Annotated in this window: 25 protein-coding genes; 13 read left to right on the forward strand and 12 right to left on the reverse strand. The window is 69.7% G+C overall.

The window, feature by feature from the left end:
- Window positions 1–272 precede the first annotated feature (272 nt).
- The 3 genes from M8445_RS13435 (at window position 273) to argC (ending at window position 4,331) form a co-directional block, all read left to right on the forward strand.
- Window positions 273–617 (forward strand): hypothetical protein, encoded by a 345-nt coding sequence (locus M8445_RS13435; protein ID WP_273988357.1) that lies wholly within the window; start codon window positions 273–275, stop codon window positions 615–617.
- A gap of 250 nt (window positions 618–867) precedes the next feature.
- The gene (gene secD / locus M8445_RS13440; RefSeq protein WP_273988358.1) at window positions 868–3,162 is read left to right on the forward strand and encodes a protein translocase subunit SecD; all 2,295 of its coding nucleotides are present in this window, start codon (window positions 868–870) and stop codon (window positions 3,160–3,162) included.
- Window positions 3,163–3,287: 125 nt separating this feature from the next.
- A complete protein-coding gene (gene argC / locus M8445_RS13445; RefSeq protein WP_420704107.1) occupies window positions 3,288–4,331 on the forward strand; it encodes an N-acetyl-gamma-glutamyl-phosphate reductase in 1,044 nt (347 codons plus the stop codon).
- A 111-nt stretch (window positions 4,332–4,442) separates the two neighbouring features.
- Here argC and M8445_RS13450 read toward each other — a convergent pair whose 3' ends face one another.
- The 3 genes from M8445_RS13450 to M8445_RS13460 are packed head-to-tail and all read right to left on the reverse strand — an operon-like array spanning window position 4,443 to window position 6,364.
- Window positions 4,443–5,288, reverse strand: a complete 846-nt coding sequence (locus M8445_RS13450; RefSeq protein ID WP_273988361.1) for an MBL fold metallo-hydrolase — start codon at window positions 5,286–5,288, stop codon at window positions 4,443–4,445.
- A 48-nt stretch (window positions 5,289–5,336) separates the two neighbouring features.
- Window positions 5,337–5,900, reverse strand: a complete 564-nt coding sequence (locus M8445_RS13455) for an inosine/xanthosine triphosphatase (protein ID WP_273988362.1) — start codon at window positions 5,898–5,900, stop codon at window positions 5,337–5,339.
- Window positions 5,897–6,364 carry a DinB family protein gene (locus tag M8445_RS13460; RefSeq protein ID WP_273988363.1) on the reverse strand — a complete coding sequence of 156 codons (468 nt, stop codon included), beginning with the start codon at window positions 6,362–6,364 and terminating at the stop codon, window positions 5,897–5,899. The genes M8445_RS13455 and M8445_RS13460 overlap by 4 nt, the downstream gene beginning before the upstream one ends.
- Window positions 6,365–6,588: 224 nt before the next feature.
- On the opposite strand from M8445_RS13460, the gene M8445_RS13465 reads away from it, so the two are divergent.
- The gene (locus M8445_RS13465; RefSeq protein ID WP_273988365.1) at window positions 6,589–7,074 is read left to right on the forward strand and encodes a response regulator; all 486 of its coding nucleotides are present in this window, start codon (window positions 6,589–6,591) and stop codon (window positions 7,072–7,074) included.
- A 13-nt stretch (window positions 7,075–7,087) separates the two neighbouring features.
- Here the strand turns inward: M8445_RS13465 and M8445_RS13470 are convergent, their stop codons facing one another.
- Window positions 7,088–7,429, reverse strand: a complete 342-nt coding sequence (locus M8445_RS13470; protein ID WP_273988366.1) for an RNHCP domain-containing protein — start codon at window positions 7,427–7,429, stop codon at window positions 7,088–7,090.
- Entirely contained in the window at window positions 7,426–7,929 is a 504-nt protein-coding gene (locus tag M8445_RS13475; RefSeq protein ID WP_420704095.1) for a hypothetical protein, read from the reverse strand. Before M8445_RS13475 ends, M8445_RS13470 begins: the two co-directional genes overlap by 4 nt.
- Before the next feature lie 94 nt (window positions 7,930–8,023).
- On the opposite strand from M8445_RS13475, the gene M8445_RS13480 reads away from it, so the two are divergent.
- Window positions 8,024–8,722 (forward strand): MOSC domain-containing protein, encoded by a 699-nt coding sequence (locus M8445_RS13480; RefSeq protein WP_273988370.1) that lies wholly within the window; start codon window positions 8,024–8,026, stop codon window positions 8,720–8,722.
- Between the two features lie 112 nt (window positions 8,723–8,834).
- Here the strand turns inward: M8445_RS13480 and msrA are convergent, their stop codons facing one another.
- The gene (gene msrA / locus M8445_RS13485) at window positions 8,835–9,383 is read right to left on the reverse strand and encodes a peptide-methionine (S)-S-oxide reductase MsrA (RefSeq protein ID WP_273988373.1); all 549 of its coding nucleotides are present in this window, start codon (window positions 9,381–9,383) and stop codon (window positions 8,835–8,837) included.
- A gap of 94 nt (window positions 9,384–9,477) precedes the next feature.
- Complete coding sequence (locus tag M8445_RS13490; RefSeq protein ID WP_273988374.1) at window positions 9,478–10,230, reverse strand: TSUP family transporter; 753 nt, start codon at window positions 10,228–10,230, stop codon at window positions 9,478–9,480.
- Window positions 10,231–10,384: 154 nt separating this feature from the next.
- Here M8445_RS13490 and M8445_RS13495 point away from each other — a divergent pair, with 154 nt between their 5' ends.
- From M8445_RS13495 to holA, 5 genes are all read left to right on the forward strand, one after another.
- Window positions 10,385–11,497: a prephenate dehydrogenase gene (locus M8445_RS13495; RefSeq protein WP_273988377.1), complete on the forward strand. Its 1,113-nt coding sequence runs from the start codon at window positions 10,385–10,387 to the stop codon at window positions 11,495–11,497.
- 174 nt (window positions 11,498–11,671) lie between these two features.
- Window positions 11,672–12,775, forward strand: a complete 1,104-nt coding sequence (locus tag M8445_RS13500; RefSeq protein ID WP_273988379.1) for an acyltransferase — start codon at window positions 11,672–11,674, stop codon at window positions 12,773–12,775.
- A gap of 49 nt (window positions 12,776–12,824) precedes the next feature.
- Window positions 12,825–13,790, forward strand: coding sequence for an alpha/beta hydrolase (locus M8445_RS13505; RefSeq protein WP_273988381.1), 966 nt, complete (start codon window positions 12,825–12,827; stop codon window positions 13,788–13,790).
- Between the two features lie 138 nt (window positions 13,791–13,928).
- Window positions 13,929–14,798 (forward strand): serine/threonine-protein kinase, encoded by an 870-nt coding sequence (locus tag M8445_RS13510; protein ID WP_273990919.1) that lies wholly within the window; start codon window positions 13,929–13,931, stop codon window positions 14,796–14,798.
- Window positions 14,795–15,697: a DNA polymerase III subunit delta gene (gene holA / locus M8445_RS13515; protein WP_273988383.1), complete on the forward strand. Its 903-nt coding sequence runs from the start codon at window positions 14,795–14,797 to the stop codon at window positions 15,695–15,697. Before M8445_RS13510 ends, holA begins: the two co-directional genes overlap by 4 nt.
- A 56-nt stretch (window positions 15,698–15,753) precedes the next feature.
- Here the strand turns inward: holA and M8445_RS13520 are convergent, their stop codons facing one another.
- Complete coding sequence (locus M8445_RS13520; RefSeq protein WP_273988384.1) at window positions 15,754–16,506, reverse strand: shikimate dehydrogenase; 753 nt, start codon at window positions 16,504–16,506, stop codon at window positions 15,754–15,756.
- Window positions 16,507–16,593: 87 nt separating this feature from the next.
- A complete protein-coding gene (locus tag M8445_RS13525; protein ID WP_273988385.1) occupies window positions 16,594–17,352 on the reverse strand; it encodes a tryptophan-rich sensory protein in 759 nt (252 codons plus the stop codon).
- Between the two features lie 108 nt (window positions 17,353–17,460).
- On the opposite strand from M8445_RS13525, the gene M8445_RS13530 reads away from it, so the two are divergent.
- Complete coding sequence (locus tag M8445_RS13530; RefSeq protein ID WP_273988203.1) at window positions 17,461–18,507, forward strand: transposase; 1,047 nt, start codon at window positions 17,461–17,463, stop codon at window positions 18,505–18,507.
- A 123-nt stretch (window positions 18,508–18,630) separates the two neighbouring features.
- On the opposite strand, the gene M8445_RS13535 is transcribed toward M8445_RS13530, so the two are convergent.
- Complete coding sequence (locus tag M8445_RS13535; protein WP_273988386.1) at window positions 18,631–19,392, reverse strand: hypothetical protein; 762 nt, start codon at window positions 19,390–19,392, stop codon at window positions 18,631–18,633.
- Window positions 19,393–19,464: 72 nt separating this feature from the next.
- A complete protein-coding gene (argJ, locus tag M8445_RS13540) occupies window positions 19,465–20,622 on the reverse strand; it encodes a bifunctional glutamate N-acetyltransferase/amino-acid acetyltransferase ArgJ (protein ID WP_273988387.1) in 1,158 nt (385 codons plus the stop codon).
- Between the two features lie 61 nt (window positions 20,623–20,683).
- Between argJ and M8445_RS13545 the strand changes: the two genes are divergently transcribed.
- Together M8445_RS13545 and M8445_RS13550 are read left to right on the forward strand one after the other, a co-directional pair.
- Window positions 20,684–22,297 carry a GMC family oxidoreductase gene (locus M8445_RS13545; RefSeq protein WP_273988389.1) on the forward strand — a complete coding sequence of 538 codons (1,614 nt, stop codon included), beginning with the start codon at window positions 20,684–20,686 and terminating at the stop codon, window positions 22,295–22,297.
- Window positions 22,298–22,407: 110 nt separating this feature from the next.
- Window positions 22,408–22,935 carry a hypothetical protein gene (locus M8445_RS13550; protein ID WP_189063095.1) on the forward strand — a complete coding sequence of 176 codons (528 nt, stop codon included), beginning with the start codon at window positions 22,408–22,410 and terminating at the stop codon, window positions 22,933–22,935.
- A gap of 103 nt (window positions 22,936–23,038) precedes the next feature.
- Here M8445_RS13550 and M8445_RS13555 read toward each other — a convergent pair whose 3' ends face one another.
- Window positions 23,039–24,868, reverse strand: coding sequence for an arginine--tRNA ligase (locus tag M8445_RS13555; protein ID WP_273988392.1), 1,830 nt, complete (start codon window positions 24,866–24,868; stop codon window positions 23,039–23,041).
- Window positions 24,869–25,063 lie beyond the last annotated feature (195 nt).

Consider the following 25,063-nt stretch of genomic DNA (forward strand, 5'->3'; position numbering starts at 1 on the left):
CGCTCCGTACTGGTTGGGTGGGGGTCCGGGGTGCGGCGCGGGCCGTTCATGACGCGGCGGGCGCGGCGGGGCCGGACGGGTGGATGGGGGTTGGGGTGCGGCGCGTGGCCTGCTCCGGAGCTCGGCCACACCGGCAGTCTGCCCGGCACGTGTTAAGAGGCGGCTAACGGCCAGGGCCAGAGCCAGGACTGAGGGCTGGGGCTGGGGGATGGGGCGCGCATGGTGTGCGGGTGGGAACGGGACGGGGCGCGGGTCTGGTATGCTGCGGCGCTTTGAATCGTCTGCTTTCTTCCGTCCGTGCGTGGCAGGTGTACCTGCATGCGTGGCCTGGGGTGCTGACGCTGATGTCGCTGCTGGCCGTGCTGCTGGGTACGCCGGTGCCTGCGCCGGATGTGGGGGCGCGCATGTCGGCGGGCCGGGTCACGCCGGCACTGCCGGAAGCACGGCCAGCTCCGTCGCCACCGGCGCCGGTCCCGCTGGCCTCGGCGCCGCCGCCGGAACCATACCGGCTCCCCGCGCCGCGCCTGCTGGCCCTGGTGCGCCCGTGGGTGTGGACCGCGCCGCTGCGCCGCGTGGACCTGAGCGTGCTGGGGCGGCGGCAGTCGGACGGCGGCTGACCGGACAGCGACTGGACCGCCGCTGCCTGCGCCGCCTGGACCCGCCCTGAATCATACGGATTCCGTCTGTTTCGTTAACAACCCGGGACAGCACCGGGTTGCCAACTCCACGACCGGAATCCGCAGGGCTCCCACTCGCATCCGCTCGGATGGAACGATTTTTGCAAACCATTCCATCGGAGTCCGTATCAGTCCTCCCGAACGGGTGGGATCTGCCGCTTTCTTTCAATCTTTTCTCTGGAGTGTTTTCGTGACTTACAGCAACAATCGCAACAAGAATGGTCGGCGTCCGCCGCCGCGCCGCGCCGCGCCGTCCGCCGGTAAACCGAGCCTGCTCACTGGCCTGCTGCTGCTGCTGGTGCTGCTGGCCAGCGTGGCGTACATCTGGCGTCCCTGGGAGCACAAGGACAACCTGTGGAGCGTCTGGAATGACAAGTTCCAGTTCATGACGCTGGGCCTGGACCTCAAGGGGGGCCTGCGGATTGAGCTGGCCCCCGAGTCGGGGTCGGCCACCAAGGAAGAACTGGAGCGCGTGAAGACCGTCATCGAGAACCGCGTGAACGCGCTGGGCGTGGCCGAGCCGACCGTGACGGTCGCGGGCGGCAAGCGCGTGGTCGTGGAGATTCCGGGTGCGACGCCCGCCGTGCAGAACCGCGCGCGTGAAATCATCGGGCAGACGGCCCGCCTGGAGTTCCGGATCGTGCAGGCCAACGCGCAGCCGGACGCCACGCTGGCCAGCGAGAAACCGCAGACCGGCGGCTACACCCTGGCGCAGCTGGGGCCGGTCGAGGCGACGGGCGAGGTCATCTCGGACGCACAGAGTGCCACGGACCCCACGTCCGGGCGCTGGGTGGTCACCTTCCAGAACACGGACAAGGGCGCGAACACCTTCGGGGAGTTCACCGGGAAGAACGTCGGGAAGCTGATGGCCGTGGTGCTGGACGATCAGATTCAGAGCGTGGCGACCATTCAGCAGCGTCTGTTCCGTGACGTGCAGATCACGGGCAGCTTCGACGCGCAGGAAGCGAGTCAGCTGGCGCTGGTCCTGAAGTCAGGGGCGCTGCCCATCAAGATCAGGACGGAAGCCGAGAAGGCCATCGGGCCGACGCTGGGGGCCGACGCGATCCGCAGCGGCGCCACCGCGGCCCTGGTAGGGATCGCGCTGGTGTTCGTGATGCTGTTCGCGTACTACGGCTTCTGGTTCGGGCTGGTGGGGGCGCTGGGTCTGCTGTTCTCCAGCATCGTGATCCTGGGCATGCTGGCGGGCTTCGGGGCCACGCTGACGCTGCCCGGCATCGCTGGCCTGGTGCTGACCATCGGCGCGGCCGTGGACGGCAACGTGATTTCCTTCGAGCGCATCAAGGAAGAACTGTACCGGGGCAAGGGCATTAAGAACTCGATCCGCGCCGGGTACGATCACTCGACGGCCGCGATTCTGGACGTGAACGCCTCGCACCTGCTGTCGGCGCTGGCGCTGTACAACTACTCGACGGGTCCGGTGAAGGGCTTCGCGGTGACGCTGATGATCGGCGTGGTCGCGGCGACCTTCTCGAACCTGGTGTTCGCGAAGTGGTTCATGGAGTGGCTCGCGCAGCGCAGGCCTAACATGAGTGCGCCGCAGTGGATCAAGGACACGCGGATCGATTTCATCCGTCCGGCGAAGTTCATCACGACGCTCAGCGTGCTGCTGGCGCTGGTGGGTGTGGGCGTCCTGGCGAGCAAGGGCATGAATTACGGCGTGGACTTCACGTCCGGCACGACGGTCGCCATCAAGACGTCGTCGGCCACGACGACCGAGCAGGTGCGGGAGGCCGCGACCGGGGCGGGCGTGGAGAAGATCAACGGGCAGAGCACCGTGGTACAGCGTGACGTGACGCCCGGCGTGGACGGCGCGACGTACACCATCAAGGTGCCGGAACTGACGACCGCCGAGGTGCAGAAGCTGTCCGGGGCGATCACAGCGCTGCCGCAGGGCGAGGTGCAGTCCACCGAGACGGTGGGGCCGGCCGTGGGTCAGGAGTTGACGCAGAAGACCATCTACGCCGTGCTGCTGGGCATGGGACTCATTCTGGTGTACGTGGGCTTCCGCTTCGACTTCATCATGGGGATGGGCAGCATCCTGGCGGTCGTGCACGACGTGGCGATCGTGATGGGTCTGTACTCGCTGCTGGGCCTGGAATTCTCGATCGCCAGCGTGGCGGCGCTGCTGACATTGATCGGGTACTCGCTGAACGACTCAATCATCGTGTCCGACCGTATCCGGGAGAACATCAAGGAGATGCGTGGCCGGCCGTACCGTGAGATCGTGAACATGTCGATCAACCAGACGCTGTCGCGCACGATCATGACGTCGATCAGTACGATGCTGCCGCTGCTGAGCCTGCTGATCTTCGGCGGGCCGGTGCTGCGGGACTTCAGTCTGGTGCTGCTGGTGGGCATCCTGATCGGGACGTACTCCAGCATCTATATCGTGGCGCCGCTGGTGGTGTACTTCGAGGAGTGGAACCGCCGCCGCAAGGAAGGCGCGCAGCCCGCGAAAGCCTGAGCGTTCCTGTCTGAAGGCTGCCCCTGGGTCACTCCAGGGGCGGTTTTCATTTGATAAACCAATGACCGTAAGACATGTCACTCGACAGGCTGGGGCGGGGCGGGGTATGCTGCGCGGCGATGAGCATGCACGATCAGAAAACGGTCGCCATTGTCGGCGGCAGCGGCTACGCCGGAGGCGAATTCCTGCGCCTCGCCCTGAACCACCCCCACCTGAACGTCACGCAGGTCACCAGCGAACGCAACGCCGGGACCATGGTCAGCATGGTGCACCCCAACCTACGCGGCCGCACCAACCTCAAATTCCGCCGGGCTGCCGAACTCGACGAGGCCGACATCATCGTGCTGGCCCTCCCGCACGGCAGCGCCGCCAAGAAGATCAGCGAGTACGAGGCCAAGGGCAAGATCATCGTGGACCTCTCGGCCGACTTCCGCCTGAAAGACCCCGAGGTGTACCGCGCCACGTACGGCGAGGACCACCCTACGCCTGACAAACTGGGCGAGTGGGTGTACGGCAACCCGGAACTGCACCGCGAGGACCTGCGCGGCGCGACCCGCATCGCCTGCGCCGGGTGCTTCGCCACCAGCGTCATCCTGGCCCTGTACCCCCTGCTGAAACTGGGCGTGCTGCTGCCCAAGGACATCATCGCCACCGGACTGGTCGGCAGCAGCGCCGCCGGGGCGAGCGCCAGCGACAGCAGCCATCACCCGGAGCGCGCCGGGAGCCTGCGGGTGTACAAACCCGTCGGGCACCGCCACACCGCCGAGGCGCAGCAGGAGTTGCCGGGGCACTTCCCGCTGCACCTGACCGCCATCAGCACCCCCCGCGTGCGCGGCATCCTGACCACCGCGCAGGCCTGGATTCCCGACGGCTACAGCGACCGCGACGTCTGGAGCGCCTACCGCGAGGTGTACGCCCAGGAGCCCTTCATCCGCATCGTGAAGGTCGCCAAGGGCATCCACCGCTACCCGGACCCCATGCTGCTCGACGGCACCAACTACTGCGACATCGGCTTCGAGATGGACATGGATACCGGCCGCGTCGTCCTGATGTCGGCCATCGACAATCTGGTGAAAGGCACAGCCGGACACGCCATCCAGAGCCTGAACATCGCCCTGGACTGGCCCGAAACGACCGGGCTGGAATTCGCGGGGCTGCACCCGGCGTAAGCGGGCAGTGGGATGATGGGGAGTGGGTCGGTGGTCTGCCCCGCCCTGCATCCCAGGATTGCAGCGAACGGCCCGCCTGGGTATTCCAGGCGGGCCTTCTGCTGCCTGCTGTCAGCGGTCTGCTTGCAGGGTGAATCCACCCTTCGGGTTCTCGTGCAGGCGGGAGAAGGGCGCGTCCGGGTCGTGGGGGGTGCAGATGGTGGCGTTCTGCTCGAACCACGCGCCCAGGTGGGCCTTGCGGGTCTCCAGGGTGGTGACCGGGTACAGGTCGTAGCCCATGATGTACGGCAGGGGCGCGTGGGCCAGGGTGGGAATCAGGTCCGCGACGTACACCAGCGTCTGGCCCTCGCTGCGCAGGACCACGCCCTGCTGCCCGAGGTTGTGGCCGGGCAGCGGCAGGACGCTCAGGCCGGGGCGCAGCTCGTGTTCGCCCTCGATCAGGTCGAACAGACCGGCGTCCCGGATGGGCTCGATGTACGTGGGAACGTAACTGGCGCGGCTGCGTTCATGGGTGTGCAGGGCGTCATCAAGTTCCTGTTTCTGTACCACGTAGCGGGCATTCGGGAAGGTCGGGTCGCCCAGCAGGGTGACGTTGCGCCCGGCATGGTCGAAGTGCAGGTGCGTGTTGATGACGAGGTGAATGTCCCCTGGGCTCAGGCCCAGGCGGTCCAGACCACGGAAGACGGTCTCGTCGCGGTCGAGGCCGTACAGGCCCTCGAATTTCTCGCCGCCCTGATCCCAGAAGCCGGTCTCGACGAGGATGTTCTCGCCGCCCAGCTGGATCAGCAGTGGATTGATGCGCAGGCGGATGCGGTTGAGGTCGTCGGCAGGCGCGGCGCGTTCCCACAGCACCCTGGGGACGCTGCCGAACATGGCGCCCCCGTCGAGGCGGAACTGCCCGTCGGTCAGGGAGTGGACCTGCGCTTGGCCGATCTGGCGGGTGTGATTCCAGGACATGCGCCCGAGCCTAACAGACGTTCGTTAGGTGTGTCTCGGGAAGGGTGTTTACCCGCGCGGGAACAGCCCTGATGCCGGGTACAGGTGCGGGTGCAGGAACGGGGCCAGCGTGAGCGCCAGTGCCTGCCGCCACACGTCCGGGCGGGTCACGAGGCCGCCCGTCAGCGCCCCGACCGTGCCCACGCCGCGCTTGAGGTCCTGCGTGCCCAGCAGTTCGTCCATCAGTGTGCCGAGTTCCTGACCACCCAGCACGCCGGGCAGGATGGCGGGTGGGACCGGCAGTTCCGCCGTGCGGCCCGCGTTCACGCCCGCCGCGTGCGCCACGGCGACCACGCCGAACAGCCAGCCTCTCCCCCCTTCATCCAGGCGCACGCCGCCCTCCAGGCCCACGCCCCACAGCGCGCCGGGCTGTGCAAGGGCAGCGGCAGCGCGGTTGGCTACACCCAGCGCCGTCTGCGGCACGCCGATAGGCTGGTCCGGCACGCCGCTGGGCACGTTCACGCCCTGCACGACCGCGCCTGAAGGAAGGCCCAGCTCGGTGGCCAGGGCCGTGAAGACCTCCTGCACCGGGCGGACCTTGCCGGGGTTCAGGGAGCCCACGAACACGCTCACGCGCCCCCCCCGGCGGCGGGCAGCGTGCCGGTCAGGCGGCGCAGCAGGGCCACCTGCCCCCAGTGGTACGCGCTGTGCACGGCCAGATCGGTCAGCACGTCGCGGGCGCGGCTGCTGGGGTCGCGGGCCAGGGCCTGCGCTTCGGGCAGTCCGGCCAGCAGGTCCGCGTGCGCCGCCGTGAATTCGGGTTCGGTCAGTGGCGCGGCGGGCCAGACGTTCAGGTCGTCGGGCCAGCCGTCCGCGCGGCCCGAGGCGATGTTCAGGCTGGCGCGCTGCGTGACGCTCAGGTGCCAGATCACGTCGGCCAGCGTGTGCGGCAGCCCGGCGTGCGGGGCGCTGGCTTCAGCCCAGGTCAGGCTGCCCAGCAGTTCCGTGACCTCGCGGAACGACGCGCCGCCCAGCAGGGACAGTTGCAGCAGGGTCGGCCCGGCCAACGCTCCGGGCGGTGAGGTGGACTCGAACATGACCGGAGGCTAGCGCACCCGCAGGCCCCCACCAGCCCGCAGTGCAACTGACCGCCAGTACAGTATTTGTCAAGGGAGCATCAAGGCTGCGTGGCGGGTGCGTAAAGTCCATCTGGGCGCAGCACACACAGCAGACTGTCAGACTTGACGAAGACCGGGACCGACCCGCAACACACCGTCCCATTCTCTGCGCCGTCCCCTCACCACCCCCGAAGGAAATCACCATGCCCACAGCACACAGCCACCTGCCCACCCCGCCCACCCCCATCGAGATCCTGCTGGTGGAGGACAGCGAGGCCGACATCGTCCTGACCCGCGAAGCCTTCGCGGAGGCCGGCGTGTTGAACAACCTGCATGTCGCCCGTGACGGCGTGGAAGGACTGGAACTGCTGCGCGGCACCCACCGCAGCAACGGGCCGGCCGGTGAGGGGTGCATTCCCCGACCGGACGTGATCCTGCTGGACATCAACATGCCCCGCATGAACGGACTTGAATTCCTGCAGGAAATCAAACGCGACCCCAACCTGATGACCATTCCCGTGATCATGCTGACCACCAGTCAGGCCGAGGAGGACATCCTGCGTTCCTACCAGGCGTTCGCGGCCAGTTACGTGGTGAAACCCGTCGAGTTCGGGCGCTTCTACGCGGCCATCCAGGCGCTCGGGCAGTACATGCTGACCATCGTGCGCATGCCACCCCGCCTGGGCTGAACGGCAGGTCGGGTCAGTCGCGTCTGCGGGCGCTGACGGCGATCAGGGCGTCCCAGCTGTCGGGCTGCCCGGGATCGTCGGTCGCGGCGCGGTTACGACCCTCGAACCCGCACTTCTGGCAGCGGTGCGTGATCATCCAGCCTTTCTTGCCGCTCTGATCGACCGCGACGGGTTCCATGATGCCGTGGCAGGTGCAGGCGCGGTCGCCGGGCAGCACGTCCACGTGGCGGCTGTGCAGGCACTCGGGGCAGTGGTTGCGCACGCTGCCGTTGCGCAGCGGTTCGACCTGCGCGCCGCAGTGCCCGCAGGTGAACGAGTTGTTCGTGCCGACTACCGTGAACCGCCTGCCACTCACGCGCGGTCCCTCACGCGGCCCTGACTGCGGGCGGCCCAGCGACTATCCAGGAACGCCCGGATGGACGCCGTGCCCACCAGCGCCGTGCCCAGCAGCAGGTACACCAGTCCCGCGCCACTGACCAGCCAGCCCTGCCACGCGGCCGTGCCGGCCAGCATGCCCACGATGAACACCAGCAGGCCCGCCACCATCGAGAAACTCACGGTCAGGCGCCACGCCCACACGCTGCCGCGCCACACCATACCCAGCAGGAACACGGTCAGGCAGGTGTACAGCACGTTACGGCCCAGGTCCTGCGTCTGGCCCTGAAGCAGGCCCGCCAGGAACGGCGTGGCGCTGGTCATCAGCAGGCCCATCAGGACCGCCAGGGTCGGCACGCGCCCGGCCTGCACCAGCGCCGGATCGGGGGCAGGCAGTGGGGACGGACCCGGACGGCGAACGGACGGCTCTGCGGGAGGGCCGGTACGGGGTGGGCGGGGCTTCGAACTCACAGCCTTCATTCCATCACACCGCCGCGCCGCAGACGAGGGCGAAGGTCACCAGCCCACCCGCTACCCTGCCCAGTGGCAGGGGCCCATGCCGTAGCCTGCGGGCATGACCACGCAGCCTCCGGTGACCATGCAGCTTCAGCACATGAATGTCGGGCAGGCCACTCCCCTGAAGGTCGGGGCGCGCGCCGCCCGCAGCGGCATCGACAAACGCCCGGTGGTTGGCCCCGTTAAGGTGGACAAGCTGGGACTGGCCGGCGATCACGTCCTGAACACCCGGCATCACGGCGGGCCGGATCAGGCGGCGTACCTGTACACCAGCGCGGATTACGACTGGTGGGCCGCGCAGGGACTGGCGGTGCGGCCCGGCCTGTTCGGCGAGAACCTCACGGTGGGCGGGCCGGGCAGCGCGGATTTCCGCGTGGGCGACCGCCTGCACCTGGGTGCCGGGCCGGAGGGCGTGATCCTGGAAATCACGGCCCCCCGCATTCCCTGCGGCACGCTGGCCGCGCACCTGGGCGACCCGACCTTCGCCCGGCGGTTCGCGCAGGCCCGCCGGCCCGGCCTGTACGCGCGCGTGCTTCAGCCCGGAACCGTGCAGGCGGGCGACCCGATCACCCTGACGCCCGCCGCGCTGGACGGTGCGCCCGGCATCGGAGAACTGTTCGAACTGGACCTGCACGGCACGTTCCGGGGGCAGCCGGTCACGCCGGACGACCTGCGCCGGTTGCTGGAGCACCCGCTGGCCGAACGCAGCCGCGCGGACCTGCTGAAACGGCTGGCGAAACTGGAGAAACGCGGGTAGGAAGGCAGTGGGAAGTGGGTCGACCGGGATCTGCGGCGAAGGCCACCTGCCCGGAAAGCACGCACGGTAAGGGCCGCCCCGCCTCGCTGGACAGGGCAGCCCCGGCTTCACCTCAGCCTTTCAGGCGATCGGCGTAGTAGGTGCGGAGCTTGGCGACTTTCGGCGCGATGACGGCCACGCAGTACGGCTGGCGCGGGTTGTTCGCGTAGTAGTCCTGGTGGTAGTCCTCGGCCACGTGGAATTCGGTGGCGGGCTCGATGCTGGTCACGATGGGCCGGTCGAACGCGGCCTGCGCAGTCAGGTCCGCGATCACCTCGCGCGTCTGGGTGTCCTGCTCGGGCGTCAGGGGGAACACGGCGCTGCGGTACTGCGTGCCGGCGTCCGCGCCCTGGCGGTTGAGGCTGGTCGGGTCGTGCGTGGCGAAGAACAGGCCCAGCAGGTCCCTGAAGTCCACCTGGGCGGGGTCGAAGGTCACGCGGACCGCCTCGGCGTGCCCGGTGGTGCCGCTGCACACGCTGCGGTAGTCGGGGTTGGGGGTGTGCCCGCCGATGTAGCCGCTCTCGATCTTCTGCACGCCGCGCACGTCCTTGAGGACCGCCTCGGTGCACCAGAAGCACCCGCCGGCGAGGATGGCCTGCTGCGTTCCACTGGGATTCGTCATGGGCGTATTCTGCCGCGCCGCGCCTGCCCACACCGGAAGCGCCGGCACGGTTAGGGCAGAGCACGCGGTTGCCGCGCCTCCCTGCGCGTGCCGCCTACCGGACCAGGAACAGGCGCGCGGCGACCAGCAGCACGATCACGCCGTACATCCACTTCACGAACGCGCTGCCGCGCAGCATCGCCATGCGCGCGCCCAGCGCGGCCCCCAGCGCGTTGGCGAGGCCCATGGGCAGCCCGATCCACCAGACCATCTGCCCGCCGATCAGGAAGAACACGAACGCGCCCAGATTCGTGGCGAAATTGATGGTCCGGGCATTCCCGCTGGCCCGCACGAGGTTGAAGCCCGCCAGGGCGAACAGGAACATCAGGAACGTCCCGGTGCCCGGCCCGAGGAAACCGTCGTACGCGCCGATGATCAGCGCGCCGGGCAGCGTCAGGGCCAGCGTGCGAGTCGTCAGACCGGGGTAACGGTCCTCCAGGCCGAAGGACTTGTTCGCCAGGACCAGCGCGCCCACGCCCAGGATGACCACGCCGACCAGGGTGCGGAAGGCGTCCGGGTCCACGAACTGCACCAGAAACGCCCCCAGCGCGCTGCCGGTCAGGGCCAGCGGGATCAGCCGCAGCACCAGCGCCCGCTCCACGTGACCCTTGCGCCAGTACTGCACGGTGGCGCTGCCAGACCCGAAGATCGCCAGCAGTTTGTTCGTGGCGACCACCTGCGCGGGGCTGAGGCCCATCAGGAACAGGGTGGGCAGCGTGATCGTGCCGCCGCCTCCCGCGACCGCGTCGATGAAGCCCGCCAGAAAGGCGAGCGGCAGGCCGTACAGCAGCACTTCAGGTCCAGGCACCAGCGGAATGTAGCAGGGGGCGGCGTGCGTGTGGGCTATGAACGGACCAGTCCTGCGCGGCCCACTGACTGCCCCTGCACCCCTCCCCCGCGCGTCCTGACGTGTTCAGACGCCCCGGCCGGGCGGGTTGTGGGGGCGTGGTAGCCTCGCCGTCATGACGTTCGATCCATCCAGCACGGCTGATACGCCTTTCCTCTTCGAGACGGCGGTGGTGGCGGGCGTGGGCCTGATCGGCGGGAGCGTGGCGCTGGGCCTGCGTCAGCGGCTGCTGGCGCGGCGCGTGATCGGACTGGACGCCAGCGCCGAGGTGCTGCGCGAGGCGCTGGCACTGGGCGTGGTCGACGAGATTCAGGCCGCCCCCGGCGAGTGGCTGCGCGCGGCAGACCTGGTGGTGCTGGCCGCGCCGATGCGGGCGCTGGCCCCGCTGGCCCGTGACCTCGCGCCGTTCCTGAACCCGCACGCACTCGTGACGGACGTGGGCAGCGTGAAGGGCGGCATTGCCACCGAGATGGAGCGGCTGGGCGTGCGGTCCTTCGTGGCGGGCCACCCGATGGCCGGCAGTGAGCGGGGCGGCGTGACGCACGCCCGCGCGGCCCTGCTGGAGAACGCCGTGTGGGTGCTGACCCCCACCGATCACACGCCCCTGACCGCCCTGAGCCGCGCGCGCACGCTGGTCGAGGCGCTGGGCGGCGCGCCGGTCGTGATGCCACCCGACGCGCACGACGCGCTGGTCGCGACCGTCAGTCACCTGCCGTACCTGGCGAGCCTGGCGCTGACGCACATGGTCGCCCGCGACGAACGCCTGAGCCTGCTGGCCGCCGGGGGGTTCCGTGACCTGACGCGCGTGGCGAGCGGCGACCCCCGCATGAGCCGCGACATGGTCGTGGAGAACAAGGCGGCCCTGCGCGAGGCCCTGGGCCGCTTCCGGCGGCAACTGGAGCGGCTGGAAGAGGACCTGGAGGAACCCGAGGAACTGCTGGCCGCCGCGCTGGAAGGCAAACGCACCCGCGACAGCCTGCCCATCGTGAAGCGCAGCCTGCTGCCGCAGCGGCACGATCTGGTGGTGGCCGTCCCGGACCGCCCGAACCAGCTGGGCGCGGTCACGCAGACGCTCGGCGCGCACGGCGTGAACATCAAGGACATCGAGGTGCTCGCCATCCGCGAGGACGGCGGCGCGGTCCGGCTGGGCCTGGAGTCCCCCGAGGACGTGCAGCGCGCCGCTGGCATCCTGGCCGCCGCAGGCTTCGAGGTGCGCGGGCGGTCCTGAACGCCGCTGCTGCCGGGCCGCTGCGGCGCGGGTGGGGGACCGCGTTCATTTTTCCGGCAGTGTTCGTTTCTCAGGTTCACTCCGGGCCGGATGCGGTACGTTGGGACGTTCATGCCTGAGCTCGTCATCCCGCCCCCCCCTCCTCCCGCTCCGGATCCGTCTGAATCTGCGCCGGTGCCGGCGATCCCGGCGGCGGACAGCGCGCCGGCCCCCACAGAGAAACGCGCCCCGTCCCTCACGAGTATCGACGTGTTCCGGGGCCTCACGATCACCGAGGTGGTCCTGCACCACGCGTCCGGCGTGGCGCTGCGGCACCTGACGCCCGGCTCGCAGATGTACGAACTGGTGGCGCTGGTGAACCGGACGCTGCATTTCGCGGTGCCGGCGTTCGTGTTCCTGTCGGCGGTCGTGTTGACCCGCAGTCTTCTGAAACGATTCAAGCCCGGCCAGTACTTCTGGCGGCGGCTGACGCGCGGCGCGTGGCCGTACCTGCTGTGGAGCGGGCTGTACATGCTGTGGTACGTGTGGACGGGGCAGCGGCCCGCCTCGACCCTGACCGACCCGGACAAGGTGACGCTGTACCTGCTGTACGGCAAGGCCAGTTACCACCTGTACTTCCTGCTGGTGGCATTGCAGGTGTACGTGCTGATTCCGCTGCTGCTGCCGCTGGCGCGCCTGAAACCCAGCATCTCGCTGACGCTGGTGGTCGGCGCGGGTGTGCAGCTGGGCGCGTACCTCCTGAACCGCAGCGAACTGCGACTGCCGTTCCCGGCCAGTACGGCGCTGTGGTACCTGATGCCGGTCCTGGTGGGCATGGCGGTCGGGGCGCGCCTGGATGAGTTCCCGGCGTGGTGGCGGCGGCGGCGGGCCGTGATCCTGACGCTGCTGGTAGCGTCGTTCGCGTGGTACCTGCCGGCGGCCATGTCGTTCGTGCGCGGCACGCCCGTCGCGCCGCTGGAGTACAACGCGGCCACGTGGGCCTTCACGACCCTGATGGCCGTGACGCTGCTGGGGCTGGCGCAGTGGCTTCAGGGCAGCCGCCTGCGCCTCCGCAGGGGACTGGCCGTGCTGGGCACCGTCAGCCTGCAGATCTACCTGCTGCACCCGGCGCTGCTTCAGTGGCTCGAAACGCGCTGGCCGCCCGGCGGAACGGCACTGAACGTGGTGCTGCTGTGCGGCCTGTACGCCCTGAGCGCGCTGCTGCTGCCGGCGCTGGTGGGCCGCCTGATGCTGACCGGCCCCCTGAACCGCCTGAGCACGCTGCTGTTCGGCCGCTGAGCCCCGCACGTCAGATTCGCGGCAGCGGAACGCGCTACAGTCACGCTCCGTGAAAGTCTCCGTTCTGTGCCTGTCCCTGCTTACCCTCGCCCTGACCGGGCCGGCTGCGTCTGCGGCGGCCAGCGCGGCAGGTCAGACCACCCCGCGCGGCAGCGCCCTGCTGGGCACCATGCCGCCCGCGCCCAACCGGCCGGCCGTTCCCGCCACGCCGCCACGCACCACCACGGAAACCATGCCCGGCGCGTGGGCGCGGCCCGGCGAGTGGGTACCGGTGGGCGGCGCGCACGCCTCTTACCTGCAGGTGCCGGCCGGGTGCCCCGAGCGGGCCTGCGCGCTGGTCGTGGTGTCGCACCCGCGCGCGCAGTCGGCCGAGCGGCTGCGGGACAGTCCGCAGGCAGGAACGCTGGTGGCGGCGCTGCTGCGCGCCAACTACGCCGTGCTGCTGTCCGGTGACGGCGGCCCGGCCACCTGGGGCAGCCCCGGCGCGCTGAGTACCGTGGGCGTGGCGCACGCGACCGCCACGCGCCGCTTCAACTGGAGTGGCCGCACGTACGCGCTGGGCCTGAGCATGGGTGGGCTGATGTCGCTGCGCAGCGCCCTGCCCGGCTCGCCGTACCCGGTGTCCGGCGTGGCCCTGATCGACGCCTGGGCCGACCTGGACCGCGCGTGGGGCTCTGACCTGACGCGCCGCGCCGAGATCGACGCGGCGTACCGGCTGGGAACGCGGCCGCTGCCGGACCTGAACCCCCTGGTGCGGGTGATGGCCGCGCCGCCCATGCCGCTGTTCGTGGTGAACAGCCTGGACGACACGACCGTGAAGGCCAGCCTGAACACGGACCGGCTGCTGGGCCGCGCGCAGCAGGGCGTCAGCGAGTTCATTCCGCTGACCGGGCCGCACCTGGGCGGGAACCGGTTCTCGCCCGCCGTGGCGCAGCGGCTGGTAGGGTTCTTCGACCGGCTGGCCGCACTGCCGCTGCCGGAGGCGGGGTCGCAGGCCGGTGCCGAGCGTCCCTGAACACCCTCCAGGACAACCCCGCGCACACCCGGAGGCCCGCACTGAACGCGTGTGGCGGTGGGGTGGGTGCGGGTGGAAGTGTGTCTCGCTCTGCTATTGAACCGGGTGAATGTGAAAGACTTAACGTCAGTGAGCTTCATGCAGGAATTCCAGATCACTCAACCCCTGACCAACCGGTCCCCGCTGGCCGAACAACCCGGCGTGTACAGCGAATCGGCCGAATGGGACGGCCAGCCCGTGTTCGTCAAGACCCTGGCCGCCGACGACCCCGACTCGCAGGCCCGCTTCCAGCATGAGGGCCGCGTGGCCGCCAGTCTGCACCACCCGCTGGTCGTGTCTCCGCTGGCCATCACGCCCACGCAACTGATCTTTCCGTTCGTGACCGGCGGCACCCTGCGCGAACGCCTGGAACGCAGTCCACTGGGTGAGGAGGAAGCCACCGAGGTCGCCAGTGGCGTCCTGAGCGCCGTGGCGTACCTGCACGCCCGGGGCGTGACGCACCACGACCTGAAACCCGAGAACGTGATGCTGCTGGACGGCGAGCCCCGCTGGAACAACGTGCGGCTGATCGACTTCGGCATGAGCCACTCGCAGGCGCTGCCGCTGGACATTCACAGCGGCACCCGCATGGGCACCCCGCACTTCATGGCGCCCGAGCAGTTCCTGGGCGTGCGCGGCGACCCGCGCAGCGACCTGTACTCAGTGGGCGTGCTGCTGTTCGACTGCCTGGCCGGACACCCCCCATACGAGGACGCGCTCGGCTGGCTGGCCGGCATCCGCGACCGCCGCGCCGAACTGCCCGGCCCGGAACCCCTACACCCCCTGATGCGCTCGGCCCTGTCCCGCGACCGCGCCCAGCGCCCCCTGAGTGCCGCCGAGATGCAGCAGCATCTGTGCTCGGCGCGGCTGGAACTGGGCCTGCCGCCCCTGCCGGTCCCGGCGGCTCCCGCCGCGCTGGTCACGGCCCACCCGGTCACGGCCGACCTGATCATGGAACCGCCCGCGTGAGCCTGATCGCATTTACCGGCAATCACTTCCTGGCGGACGAGACCCTGCGCGACACCCTGCGCGCGCGCGGTCTGAACGCCCGCGACCTGCCCAGGCTGGCCGGGGACGACGTAACGCCCGACACCCTGAGCCCCCACCTGAGCCCCGGTCTGTTCGGTGACGGGGGCGTGATCGTGGACCTCGCCGGCGTGAAACCCGACAAGGCCCTGCTGGAACTGCTGGCCTCGGCTGCCGTCACGGTCGCCGTGCTGGATGAGAGCCCGCCAGCCACGCGCGTCAAGGTGTACGAGGCGCGCGGCGAGATTGTGCCCTCCCCCGCCCCCAGCCGACCCGGCGACGTGACCGCCTGGGTCGTGCAACGCTGCAAGAAAGCCAGGCTGAACCTCGACCGGGACGCCAGCGCCTACCTCGCCGAGGTGTTCGGCGCGGACCTCGCGGGCATCGCCGGGGAACTGAACAAACTCGCTCTGCTGGACGGCCCTTTCACCCGCGAGACCGTGCAGCGCGTCGTGGGCCGCGAACCGCCGGGCGACAGTTTCGCCATGCTGGGCGCCGCCACCGCCGGCCGCCCCGGCGAGGCCGTCACGCAACTGCGCCGCCTGCTGGCGTCCGGCGAGGACCCCTTCAAGATGATGGGAGCCGTCGTCTGGCAGTACAGCCTCGTGGCCCGCTGCGTCGCCCTGCAACAGCAGGACGGCCGCGTGACCGAAGCCGTCGCCGCGCAGAAACTCGGCGTGAAACCCTACCCCGCCAAGAAAGCCCTGGAAGTTGCCCGCCGCCTGAATGAAGCCAAGATCCGCACGCACCTGGAACGCATCCTGGCCGCCGACCTCGCCATGAAACGCGGCCTGGACGCCGGAGTGGCCCTGGAACGCCTGATCGTGCAACTGAGCGTCTGATCAGGTGGGTTGTAGGCAGCGGGTCGGTTGCTCGCTGCCTACAACCCGCTCCCCACTCAGCTGCTGAGGGCAGGCAAGACGGGTTCGAGTTCGTCCGGGTGGAAGCGTTGGTCGGTGGCGTGCGCGAGTTGCCGGGCGAGGCGGCGCAGGGGCAGGCGACTCAGGTCGATGCTGCTGGCGCCGCTGCGTTCGGGGTTGATGCGGCCGGTCAGGTCAATCAGGGTGTGGTACGGCTGAATCAGGCTAGTGGGGAGGGGACCGCCGGTCAGAACGATCAGGTCGGCGCGTTCCGCGAAGCTCTGGCAGGCGGGATCGCGGCGGCTGAGCGGGAAGGCGCGCAGGCCAGCCGGGAGGTCACGCACGGCGCGTTCGGCTTCCGGGAGGTTCTCGGCGGCGACGCCGATGTCGGTGAAGCCCAGGCGGGCCAGCGGGAGGGCCAGGGCGAGGTCGTGGGCGTCCGTGCCGACGAGCAGGGCGGCGGCTCCGCGCGTGGCGTACCCGCTGGCTTCCAGGGTGTCGGTCAGGGCGTCGCTGAGGGCGAAGGTGCCGTGCGGTTCGCCCGCGAACGAGATGGCGTCCACGCGGCCCACGCGGCGGGCGGTGGTGTCGGGCGTGACAGCGTCCAGCAGGTGGATCTGCTGGCTGTCGTGCACGAGCGCGCCCGTGAAGTGCAGGGCGCGGCAGGCATCCATGACGGCGCGGGTGTCGCCTACGGGGACGTTCACGGCGATCAGGCCGAGGTCACGCAGGGCGCGGGCGGCCGGGGCGGGGTAGCCGATCAGGGCGAGGGGCGTGTCGGACGCAGGCATTGACCCGCAGTCTAACGGCTGCGGGCCTTAGGGGTGGATGGTTGATGAACCGGGCGTCACTTCACTTCAGCCGTCCACCGTGACCCGTCAGGGATTGACCGCTCTGGCGGGACGGCGCAGGCTCAGCAGGGCTCCGAGGACGACGATCACGGCAGCCACCGCGACGCCCGTGACGACAGTGGCGGCGTCCGGCCGGGCGACGTACACGCCGTAGAAGGCCCACAGCAGCACGGCCGCGAAGGCGTAATCGTGGAAACGGACGAGGAAGAACACACCGATCACGGCAGCGATCACGACCAGCAGGGCGCTCCAGACGGGGGCGCTGATGCCCAGCGCGCCGCCCGTGACGCCCGCACTGACGAGGAACGCCGTGATGTTGGCGATGGTGGCGACACTGATCCACGCGAGGTAGAGGCTGGACGGCAATTGCAGGGTCCAGACTTCCGCGCCCTGGGGGCGCAGGTCACGCACCGTCAGGTACAGCCACACGAGACTGCCCAGCAGGGCCAGCATGACCGGAACGCTCAGCGCGAAGTTCAGGCTCTGGAAGGCCAGCAGCCACGCGCTGTTCAGCAGGTTGCCCAGCAGGAACGGCCAGAACAGCCGGTCGTACCGCGCGCCCCGCTGGGCGGGCAGGGCCTGATACACCGCGAAGGCCAGCAGGCCCAGGAAGATGGGGCCCCACACCGCGAACGTGAGGCCGGCGGGCGTGAAGGCGTTCGGGAGGGCGTCACTGACCTCCTTGTTCGAGTTGCCGAAGAGTGGAAGGGCGTTACTGAGGTAGTTCATCACGAGCGTGAGCAGCGTGACGAGCAGCAGAGTGACTTGCCTGGGAAGTCCGGTCATGCCTTCAGCCAAGAGTTTCCACAGGCGAGGGAATAGCGACCAGCACGAAGGCCCAGGAGGCAGGGGCTTGAAATTCCCCGGTCTCATGGGCCTTTATGCGAAGTGACTATGCCTCGCATCCCCAGCCTACCGCACAGCATCATCACCGCTCAGCTGAACCGGGTCACCAGCCTCAGTGGCCTCATCCCCTACAGCACCCTGTGTAAAAGTGCCATCTCCAAAGAGATGGCGCGGGACTCCTTCGCCTCCACGGAGGACTTCAAGCGTCGAGCCAGGAACGCGCCGGAGGGCGCGTTCCTGGCCATTGATTTCGTCATGGTGCCCCACGCCGGACGGACGATGGAAGGCGTGAACTACCACTACAGCGGTCAGGCCCAGACCCGTCTGGGCCATCAGTTCACCTCCGCGGCCCTGGTCAGGTTCGGTGAAGATCCAGTTCCGTTGCTGGAGCGCTTCAAGGTTTCCCAGGCCCTGCATACAGAGCGCTATCCTTACCGTACAGCGACTCAGGAAATGATCCACGTCGTCCAGGATTGCCTCGCGGCGGGCGTCCCCATGGCGGGTCTCCTCCTGGATGGGGAGTTCGGGCGGGACGCGGCTGTGACCTTCAGTCGCGAGCATCAGATTCCGGTATTGATCCGTGCCAAAGCCAATATGACCGTGCAGTTCGAGGGTGAGGGACTCACCCTCGGTGCGCTGAGTCGGCAGTTCCCTCCAGAACGCTGCCACCTGTACGCGGAGTTCGGGTGGCGTGTCCGTCGATTGTCGGTCACCCGTGAGGTCGGTGGGTTCGATGTCCTGATCGTGTGGCGCAAGGTGCACGGGGAGTGGACACGGTTTTTCCTGTTCAGCACGTTTGGTGGTGACGTCACGGTTCGCTCACTGCTGCGGGCCTGGAAGGCCCGCTGGGGAATTGAGGTGATTCACCGGTTCTTCAAGCAGAACCTGGGACTGGGACGCTGTCATTGCCGGACGATCCAGGCGCAGGAGAACTGGGTGTGGTGCGTGGTGGAGGCCTTTCACGCGGTGTTACGGGTGCGTAGGGAAGTACCGGGAATGACGTGGCGGGCCGCACAACGGCAGGCAGCTCAGAATGCCGAAAAGTACGTCCTGACCGGGATGGAGCAGGACGGCCCCCTGCTTGACGCCGCGTGACACGACATCAGCAGGGAAGTGGAAACTCTTGTTCAGCGTAAGAGGGGCTGCCCGGAGCGCGGTGTCAGAACGCTGACGGTTTCGTGAACGCCGGCCGCCACATGAAGGTCAGATCAACGAATTTCAGGAGCGGCTGCCCGCCCGGCGCGCGGCGACCGTCAGGAGTGCGGCGGCCAGCGGCACCAGCCCCCGTGTGCGGCGCGACAGCAGGCCGGCCCCCAGGGTGATGACGGCCGCATGCCGTGCCAGTTGTACCTCGGCGGCGCGCACGGGCCGGGAGGCGCGGTCGCAGGCACTCGTGACCTCCTCCGGGGCGGTCAGGGTGCGTGCCAGTGGCAGGACCGACGCGGCCAGCAGCGCCGACCCCCACGAGAACCCGGCAGGGCGGGCCAGCGTGGGCATCAGCGCCCCGGCCGCCGGGAGGATACTGTGCGACCCCGGCGTGAGGAGCGGCGCGGTCCCGACCAGCAGCGCTGCCGCCCGCTCACCCGACGCTCCGGCCAGCAGGGATTGCAGCAGCAGCCCCGCGTGGTCGGCGCTGGTGGCAGGCTCGCCGGTCGTGCCTGCGATCAGGCGCACGCCACTCAGGACCGCCAGTCCCGCCAGGGGGTTGCCCGCGCCGCCCAGCAGGGCCACGGCCGCCGCGACCGGCAGCGCCGCGTTGGCCGTGACCGGGTGGTCCGGATCCAGTTCCCGCGCGGTGGCCCAGGCCAGGAATGCCGCGCCCCCCACGCCCGCCGCCTGCGCCCAGGGCCGCCCGAACGCCAGGGCCAGCAGCGCCGCCCCGGCACTCCCGGCCGCCGCGACCCGGTTAGAGGGGTACGAGAAGTCCAGTGGACGCGCCAGCGCCGAGCCACGAACGAGGGGAGCAGCGGAACTTGACATGCCCGCACCCTACGCCGCGCGGCATGCACGGCCGCGTGACCGGCAAGGAACCGTGAACGGCCTGCCTTCCGTTCAGGTGGTGTAGTCGGCGTTGATGCTGACGTACTCGGCGCTCAGGTCGCAGCCCCAGGCCTCGCCGCGCGCGTCGCCGACGCCGAGGTCGATGGTGAAGACGACCTCTTCGGCTTTCATGCTGGCGCTGACCTGCGCGTCGTCGTACGGCAGCGGCTTGCCGCCGAAGACGGGGTGGCCCTGCACGCTGACGGTCAGGCGTTCGATGTCCGCCTGCGCGCCGCTGCGGCCGACGGCCATGATCACGCGGCCCCAGTTGGGGTCGTTGCCGTGCACGGCGCTTTTCAGCAGAGGGCTGACGCAGCAGGTGCGGGCGGCGGCCAGCGCCTCGGCTTCGGTGCGGGCGCCGCTGACCTGCACGGTCAGGAGTTTCGTGGCGCCCTCGCCGTCGGCGGCGATCTGGCGGGCCAGGTCGCGCATGACGCCTTCCAGGGCGGTCAGGAATTCGGTCAGGTCGGCGGGTCCGGCCTCGCCGTTGCACAGGACGACGGCCATGTCGTTGGTGCTGGTGTCACCGTCGACGGTGACGGCGTTGAAGGTGCGGTTCACGATGGCCGGGAACGCCTCACGCAGCGCCGTCTGGTCGATGGCCGCGTCGGTGAAGGCGAAGGCGAACATGGTGGCCATGTCCGGGTGGATCATGCCGCTGCCCTTGGCGGTCCCGACGATGCGCGCGCCGCTGCTCAGGGTGACGCTGGCGGTCTTGGGGTGCGTGTCGGTGGTCATGATCGCGGCGGCGAAGGGGTCGGCGGCGCTGTCCAGTTCGTCCGGCAGGTGCTCGATGCCGCTGAGGACCTTATCCATGGGCAGCAGGTGCCCGATGATGCCGGTGCTGGCGGTCAGGACGGCCTCCGGGTCCACGTTCAGGACGCTGCCCAGCGCGTCGGCCATGTCGGCGTTGTCGTTCGCGCCGCGCCGGCCGGTGGCGGCGTTCGCGTTGCCGGCGTTGACCAGCAGGGCGCGCACGGGGGCTCCGTGCGCGTACAGGTCGCGGTTGCGGGTGACGCAGGCGGCGGCGGTGGTGCTGCGCGTGCCCGCGAAGGCCCAGGTGCAGTCATGGGCGCTGGTCACGCCGCTCAGGTCGGTCTTGCCGCTGGGTTTGATACCGGCCGCCATGGCGGCGGCGGTGAAGCCGGTGGGGAACGTCAGGCCACTCATGCAGGGGAGTGTAGCGGGCGGCGGGCTGCCCCGGTTGGGGGCGGGTCTATACTCGGTGCAAATGAAGCTGAATTCCCTGGAATCGCGTGGGCGCGCGGATGTCGTGATCGTTGGGGCCGGGTCGGGCGGGTGCGTCGCGGCGCGGCGACTGCTGGACGCAGGGGCGCGGGTGCTGCTGCTGGAGGCGGGCGGGCCGGACACCAACCCCCTGATCCGCGCGCCGGGCGCGTTCCCGAAGCTGTTCCGCAGCGCCGTGGACTGGAACCTGACGACCGCGCCGCAGGAGCACGCGGGCGGCCGGGCATTCTACTGGCCGCGCGGGAAGGTGCTGGGTGGCAGCAGTGCCATCAACGCGACCATCTGGATTCGCGGTTCAAGGCGGGATTTCGACGGCTGGGGCGAAGGCTGGACCTGGGAGGACGTGCTGCCGGAGTTCCGGGCGCAGGAGTCGTTCCGGGGTGAGCCGTCGGCGGCGCGCGGCACGGACGGCCCGATGCCGGCCGGCGCGCGGGCAGGGTCGCACGCGCTGAGCGAGGCGTTCGTGCGGGCGGCGGCGCTGGGGCTGGGCGTGCCGCTGGTCAGCTCCTTCAACGACGGACAGCTGGAGGGCGCGGCCCTGCTGGAAAGCAACCACCGGCGCGGCGAACGCCACAGCGCGTTCCGGGCGTTCCTGAAACCCGTTCTGAACCACCCGAACCTGACGGTCCTGACCAGCGCGCACGTGCTGCGCGTCCTGTGGACAGGCAGCGGCGACACGCGGCGCGCGTCGGGCGTGCGGCTGCGGCATCAGGGGCGCACGCTGGACGCCCCGGCGGGCGCGGTCCTGCTCGCGGCGGGCGCGGTGCAGACTCCGCAATTGCTGATGCTCTCGGGCGTCGGGCCGCGCGCCGAACTGGACCGGCACGGCATCGAGACGCACGTGAACCTGCCCGGCGTGGGCGGCGGCCTGCAGGATCACCTGGCGGTACCGGTCATCACCCGCTCGCGGCTGACGTCACTGGACCGCGTGCCGCAGGCCGAGGCGCTGGCCCGGTACCTCTGGAACCGCAGCGGCCCGCTGAGCAGCAACGTGGCTGAGGCGAGTGCCTTCTCGCACGCCCGACCCGGCCTGGACCCGCACGCGGACGACCCGGACATCCAGTTTCATTTCGGCCCGGCATACTTCCGGAATCACGGGGACACGACCGAGCCCGGCGATCACTTCTCGGTCGGGCCGGTGCTGGTCGACCCGCACAGTCGCGGGCGCATCACGCTGGCGTCCGCCGATCCGCAGGCCGCGCCTGTCATCGACCCGGCGTACCTGTCGGACGAGCGGGACATGCAGAGCCTGATCGCGGGGGTGCGGCAGGCGCGCGAGGTGGCCTCCGCCTCTCCCCTGTCGGGCCTGCGCGGCGCCGAAGTCCTGCCCGGCGAGGGCGTGCGCACCGACGCGGGCCTGCGCCGCCACGTGCAGCAGGAGTGCGCCACGCTGTACCACCCGGTCGGGACGGCCGCGCTGGGCGACGGCGACGGGGCGGTGGTCAGCCGGACGCTGGCCGTGCACGGCACGCGGGGCCTGTGGGTCGGGGACGCCAGCGTCATGCCGCGCATCATTCACGCGAACACCAACTCCACGAGCATGATGATCGGCGGCCGCGCCGCCCAGTTCGTGCTGCTCGGGCTGCAACAAGCGTGACCGTTCCCGGCCGCCGCCGCGCCCCGGCTGACCCGCAGGTGACTCTCCCCGCACGATCCTCATGTTCAGTTCATGAGGTCCGGCAGGGGACCGCGTAGGGTGACAACGACATGAAGCCCCGCTCCCTGACCCTGACGCTCGCCGCCGGCCTGATCCTGACCGGCGCCGCAGCCGCCGTGCCCGTGAAGCTCGGCAACGTCCCCGTGACCGTCGAACCCAACGCGAAACTGCTGACCCTCAGCGCCGCCGGCATCCGCAGCGCCTTCCCCAGCGCCGCTGGCCGCCCCGACGCCGTGTTCATGACCGAGGACCGCAAGGTCAGCGTCGCCTTCGAGTGGCGCGCCAGCAAACTCGCCGCGAACGAGGTGTCCAAACTCGTCGAGCAGTTCCCCGGCGTGATCCGCGCGCAGGTGCCGAACGTCAAGAGCCTCAAGGCGAACCTCGTCACGCTCGGCGGCTCCCCCTGGGCGCAGTTCGTGTTCACCACCCCCAGCCAGGGCGACGAACTGCGCCGCGAACTGATGGTCACCAGCGTCGGCGGCCGCATGCTGGTCATGACCATCGCCGGGAACGTCAAGGACTACAGCCGCAACGAGGCGGTCGTGCGCAACCTCGCCAACAGCGTCCGCGTGAACTGACGCAGGCCTGACAGCAGGTGGGCGGCCCCGGTTCTGCACGGGGCCGCCCATCTCACCTATGCAGGGTGGAATGGTCCTTGAACACCATCCACCCGAGTCCGTCTCACATCGCGGCGGGAATCTCGATACCGATCAGGGCCAGGGTCTCCTCGAAGGCCACGCGCAGGCGGGCCACCAGGGCGAGGCGGGCTTCGCGCAGGCCCTCGGGGCTGGCCAGGACGTTCGTGGCGGGTTTGCCCTGCTTGTCCCTGGCGTTGTACCAGGCGTTGAAGGCGGTGGCGAGGTCCAGTGCGTACTGCGCTACCACGTGCGGGGAGTGCGCGCGGACGCTCTGCGCGACGACTTCCGGGAGTTTCGCGACCGTCTTGGCCAGCGCGAGGTCGATGTCGGGCAGGGCGTCCCAGGCGGCGCCGGTACCGTCGGTGGCGTACCCGGCCTCGGCACCCTTGCGCAGGATGTTCGCGGCGCGCACGGCGGCGTACTGCACGTAGGGGGCGGTGTCGCCGTTCAGGGCGAGGGCCTGCTCCCAGCGGAAGTCGATCTTGCGGGTGGGTTCGGCCTTCAGCATGGCGAAGCGGATGGCACCGGTGCCGATGCGGCGGGCGATCTCGGCGGCGTCCTCGCGGGCGGCGAGAGCCGGGTTGAGTTCCGTGAGGGCCGAAAGCGCGCGGGTCTGCGCCTCGTCCATGGCGGCGTCGGCGCTGACGGTCACACCCTTGCGGCCGCTGATGGTCTGCCCTTCGAGGGTCACGAAGGCGTACGACAGGTGGATGCTGCGCGCTTCCTTCTCGGTCTCACCGGCCACGCCCAGGGACGCCTTGACGATCTTCTGCGGGTGCTCCTGGCGGGAGTCGATCACGTTGATGACTTCCTGCGCGTGCCCGAAGCGGCCTTCCGCGTCGGGCTGGCCGTCGGGGGCGCTGGTCCAGATGGTGTTGCCTTCGGGGTCGGTGGTGAACGGCTTGAACTTCATGCCCTCGAACAGGCCGAACTTCCAGAACTGGTAGCCCACGTCCTTGGCGACGTACATGGCGGTGCCGTCCGTGCGGCGCAGCACCACGTTCGATTCCTCCAGGTTGGGCATGAAGGCCGAGACGTCCATCACGAACGCCCCGGCGAACTTGCCCTCGGTGGGGTGACTGGTGTACGGGCTGCCTTCCAGGATGTTCAGGCCGTGCCCGAGGAAGCCGCTGCCGACCACGTCGGACTCCCAGGCCAGCAGGTCGTAGCGGGCGCCCAGGCGGAAGCAGGTCTGAAGGTGCGCGTGCACGATCTTCTCGACCTCTCCGCGCAGCTCACCGGCTTCCAGGCGGTGCATGATCGCCGTGATTCCGGCCTCCAGTTCGGCCTTGGCGGGGTCGGCGTTCAGGCGCACGTAGCCTTCGCCCATCCAGTGGTCGTACTTCTGAAGGCCGTCCCAGGTCAGGCCGTAGTGCGCGGCGGCGAACAGGCTCTCGGCCGCCTGACGGCCGGTGTCGTCGATGTAGTTCTGCACCTCGACCGTGTGCCCGGCCGCACGGAAGATGCGGGCCATGGAGTCGCCCAGCACCACGTTGCGCAGGTGCCCCACGTGCAGTTCCTTGTTCGGGTTGACGCTGGTGTGCTCGATCACGACCTTGCCGCCCAGGGCGGGCATAGCGAAGGGCTGCTCGACCACGCCGCGCACGAACGCGGCCACGTCCACGAAGAAGTTCAGGAACGGCCCGGCGGCCTCCACGCGGCTGATGCCCTGGGGCAGCACGACTGCCTGGGCAAGCTGCTGCGCGACCTGCACGGGATTCCCGCCGAGCGTCTTGGCGATCTGGAACGCAGCGGGCGTGCCGTAATCGCCGGGTTTGGTGGCCGGGGTTTCCTGAATTGCCACGTCGAGCGGCGCGCCGAGCCCGGCCGCCGCCGTCTCGACCGCCTGTTTGAGTTGAGCCTTGAGGTCCATAACCTGGGAGTTTACCAGCGGGCGGCCCCGGTGCGGGTCCGCCCGGGCCGCTCCTGCCCCGTGTCATACGGATTCCGTCTGTTTCGTTGACAACCCGGAACATCACCGGGTGGTCAACTCCACGCCCGGAACCCGCTCCGCTCCTACTCGCTCCGCTCGGATTGAACGGCTTTGTAAGCCATTCAATCGGAGTCC

Origin of the sequence: Deinococcus aquaticus (genome assembly GCF_028622095.1) — a bacterium.
Lineage (GTDB): Bacteria > Deinococcota > Deinococci > Deinococcales > Deinococcaceae > Deinococcus > Deinococcus aquaticus.

Bases quoted from the DNA above. Each gene is read 5' to 3' on its own strand.
- argC (WP_420704107.1), top strand. From the start codon at position 3,288: ATGCACGATCAGAAAACGGTCGCCATTGTCGGCGGCAGCGGCTACGCC.
- M8445_RS13450 (WP_273988361.1), bottom strand. From the start codon at position 5,288: ATGTCCTGGAATCACACCCGCCAGATCGGCCAAGCGCAGGTCCACTCC.
- M8445_RS13460 (WP_273988363.1), bottom strand. From the start codon at position 6,364: ATGTTCGAGTCCACCTCACCGCCCGGAGCGTTGGCCGGGCCGACCCTG.
- M8445_RS13465 (WP_273988365.1), top strand. From the start codon at position 6,589: ATGCCCACAGCACACAGCCACCTGCCCACCCCGCCCACCCCCATCGAG.
- M8445_RS13475 (WP_420704095.1), bottom strand. From the start codon at position 7,929: ATGAAGGCTGTGAGTTCGAAGCCCCGCCCACCCCGTACCGGCCCTCCC.
- M8445_RS13480 (WP_273988370.1), top strand. From the start codon at position 8,024: ATGACCACGCAGCCTCCGGTGACCATGCAGCTTCAGCACATGAATGTC.
- msrA (WP_273988373.1), bottom strand. From the start codon at position 9,383: ATGACGAATCCCAGTGGAACGCAGCAGGCCATCCTCGCCGGCGGGTGC.
- M8445_RS13495 (WP_273988377.1), top strand. From the start codon at position 10,385: ATGACGTTCGATCCATCCAGCACGGCTGATACGCCTTTCCTCTTCGAG.
- M8445_RS13510 (WP_273990919.1), top strand. From the start codon at position 13,929: ATGCAGGAATTCCAGATCACTCAACCCCTGACCAACCGGTCCCCGCTG.
- M8445_RS13520 (WP_273988384.1), bottom strand. From the start codon at position 16,506: ATGCCTGCGTCCGACACGCCCCTCGCCCTGATCGGCTACCCCGCCCCG.
- M8445_RS13525 (WP_273988385.1), bottom strand. From the start codon at position 17,352: ATGACCGGACTTCCCAGGCAAGTCACTCTGCTGCTCGTCACGCTGCTC.
- M8445_RS13530 (WP_273988203.1), top strand. From the start codon at position 17,461: ATGCCTCGCATCCCCAGCCTACCGCACAGCATCATCACCGCTCAGCTG.
- M8445_RS13535 (WP_273988386.1), bottom strand. From the start codon at position 19,392: ATGTCAAGTTCCGCTGCTCCCCTCGTTCGTGGCTCGGCGCTGGCGCGT.
- argJ (WP_273988387.1), bottom strand. From the start codon at position 20,622: ATGAGTGGCCTGACGTTCCCCACCGGCTTCACCGCCGCCGCCATGGCG.
- M8445_RS13545 (WP_273988389.1), top strand. From the start codon at position 20,684: ATGAAGCTGAATTCCCTGGAATCGCGTGGGCGCGCGGATGTCGTGATC.
- M8445_RS13550 (WP_189063095.1), top strand. From the start codon at position 22,408: ATGAAGCCCCGCTCCCTGACCCTGACGCTCGCCGCCGGCCTGATCCTG.
- M8445_RS13555 (WP_273988392.1), bottom strand. From the start codon at position 24,868: ATGGACCTCAAGGCTCAACTCAAACAGGCGGTCGAGACGGCGGCGGCC.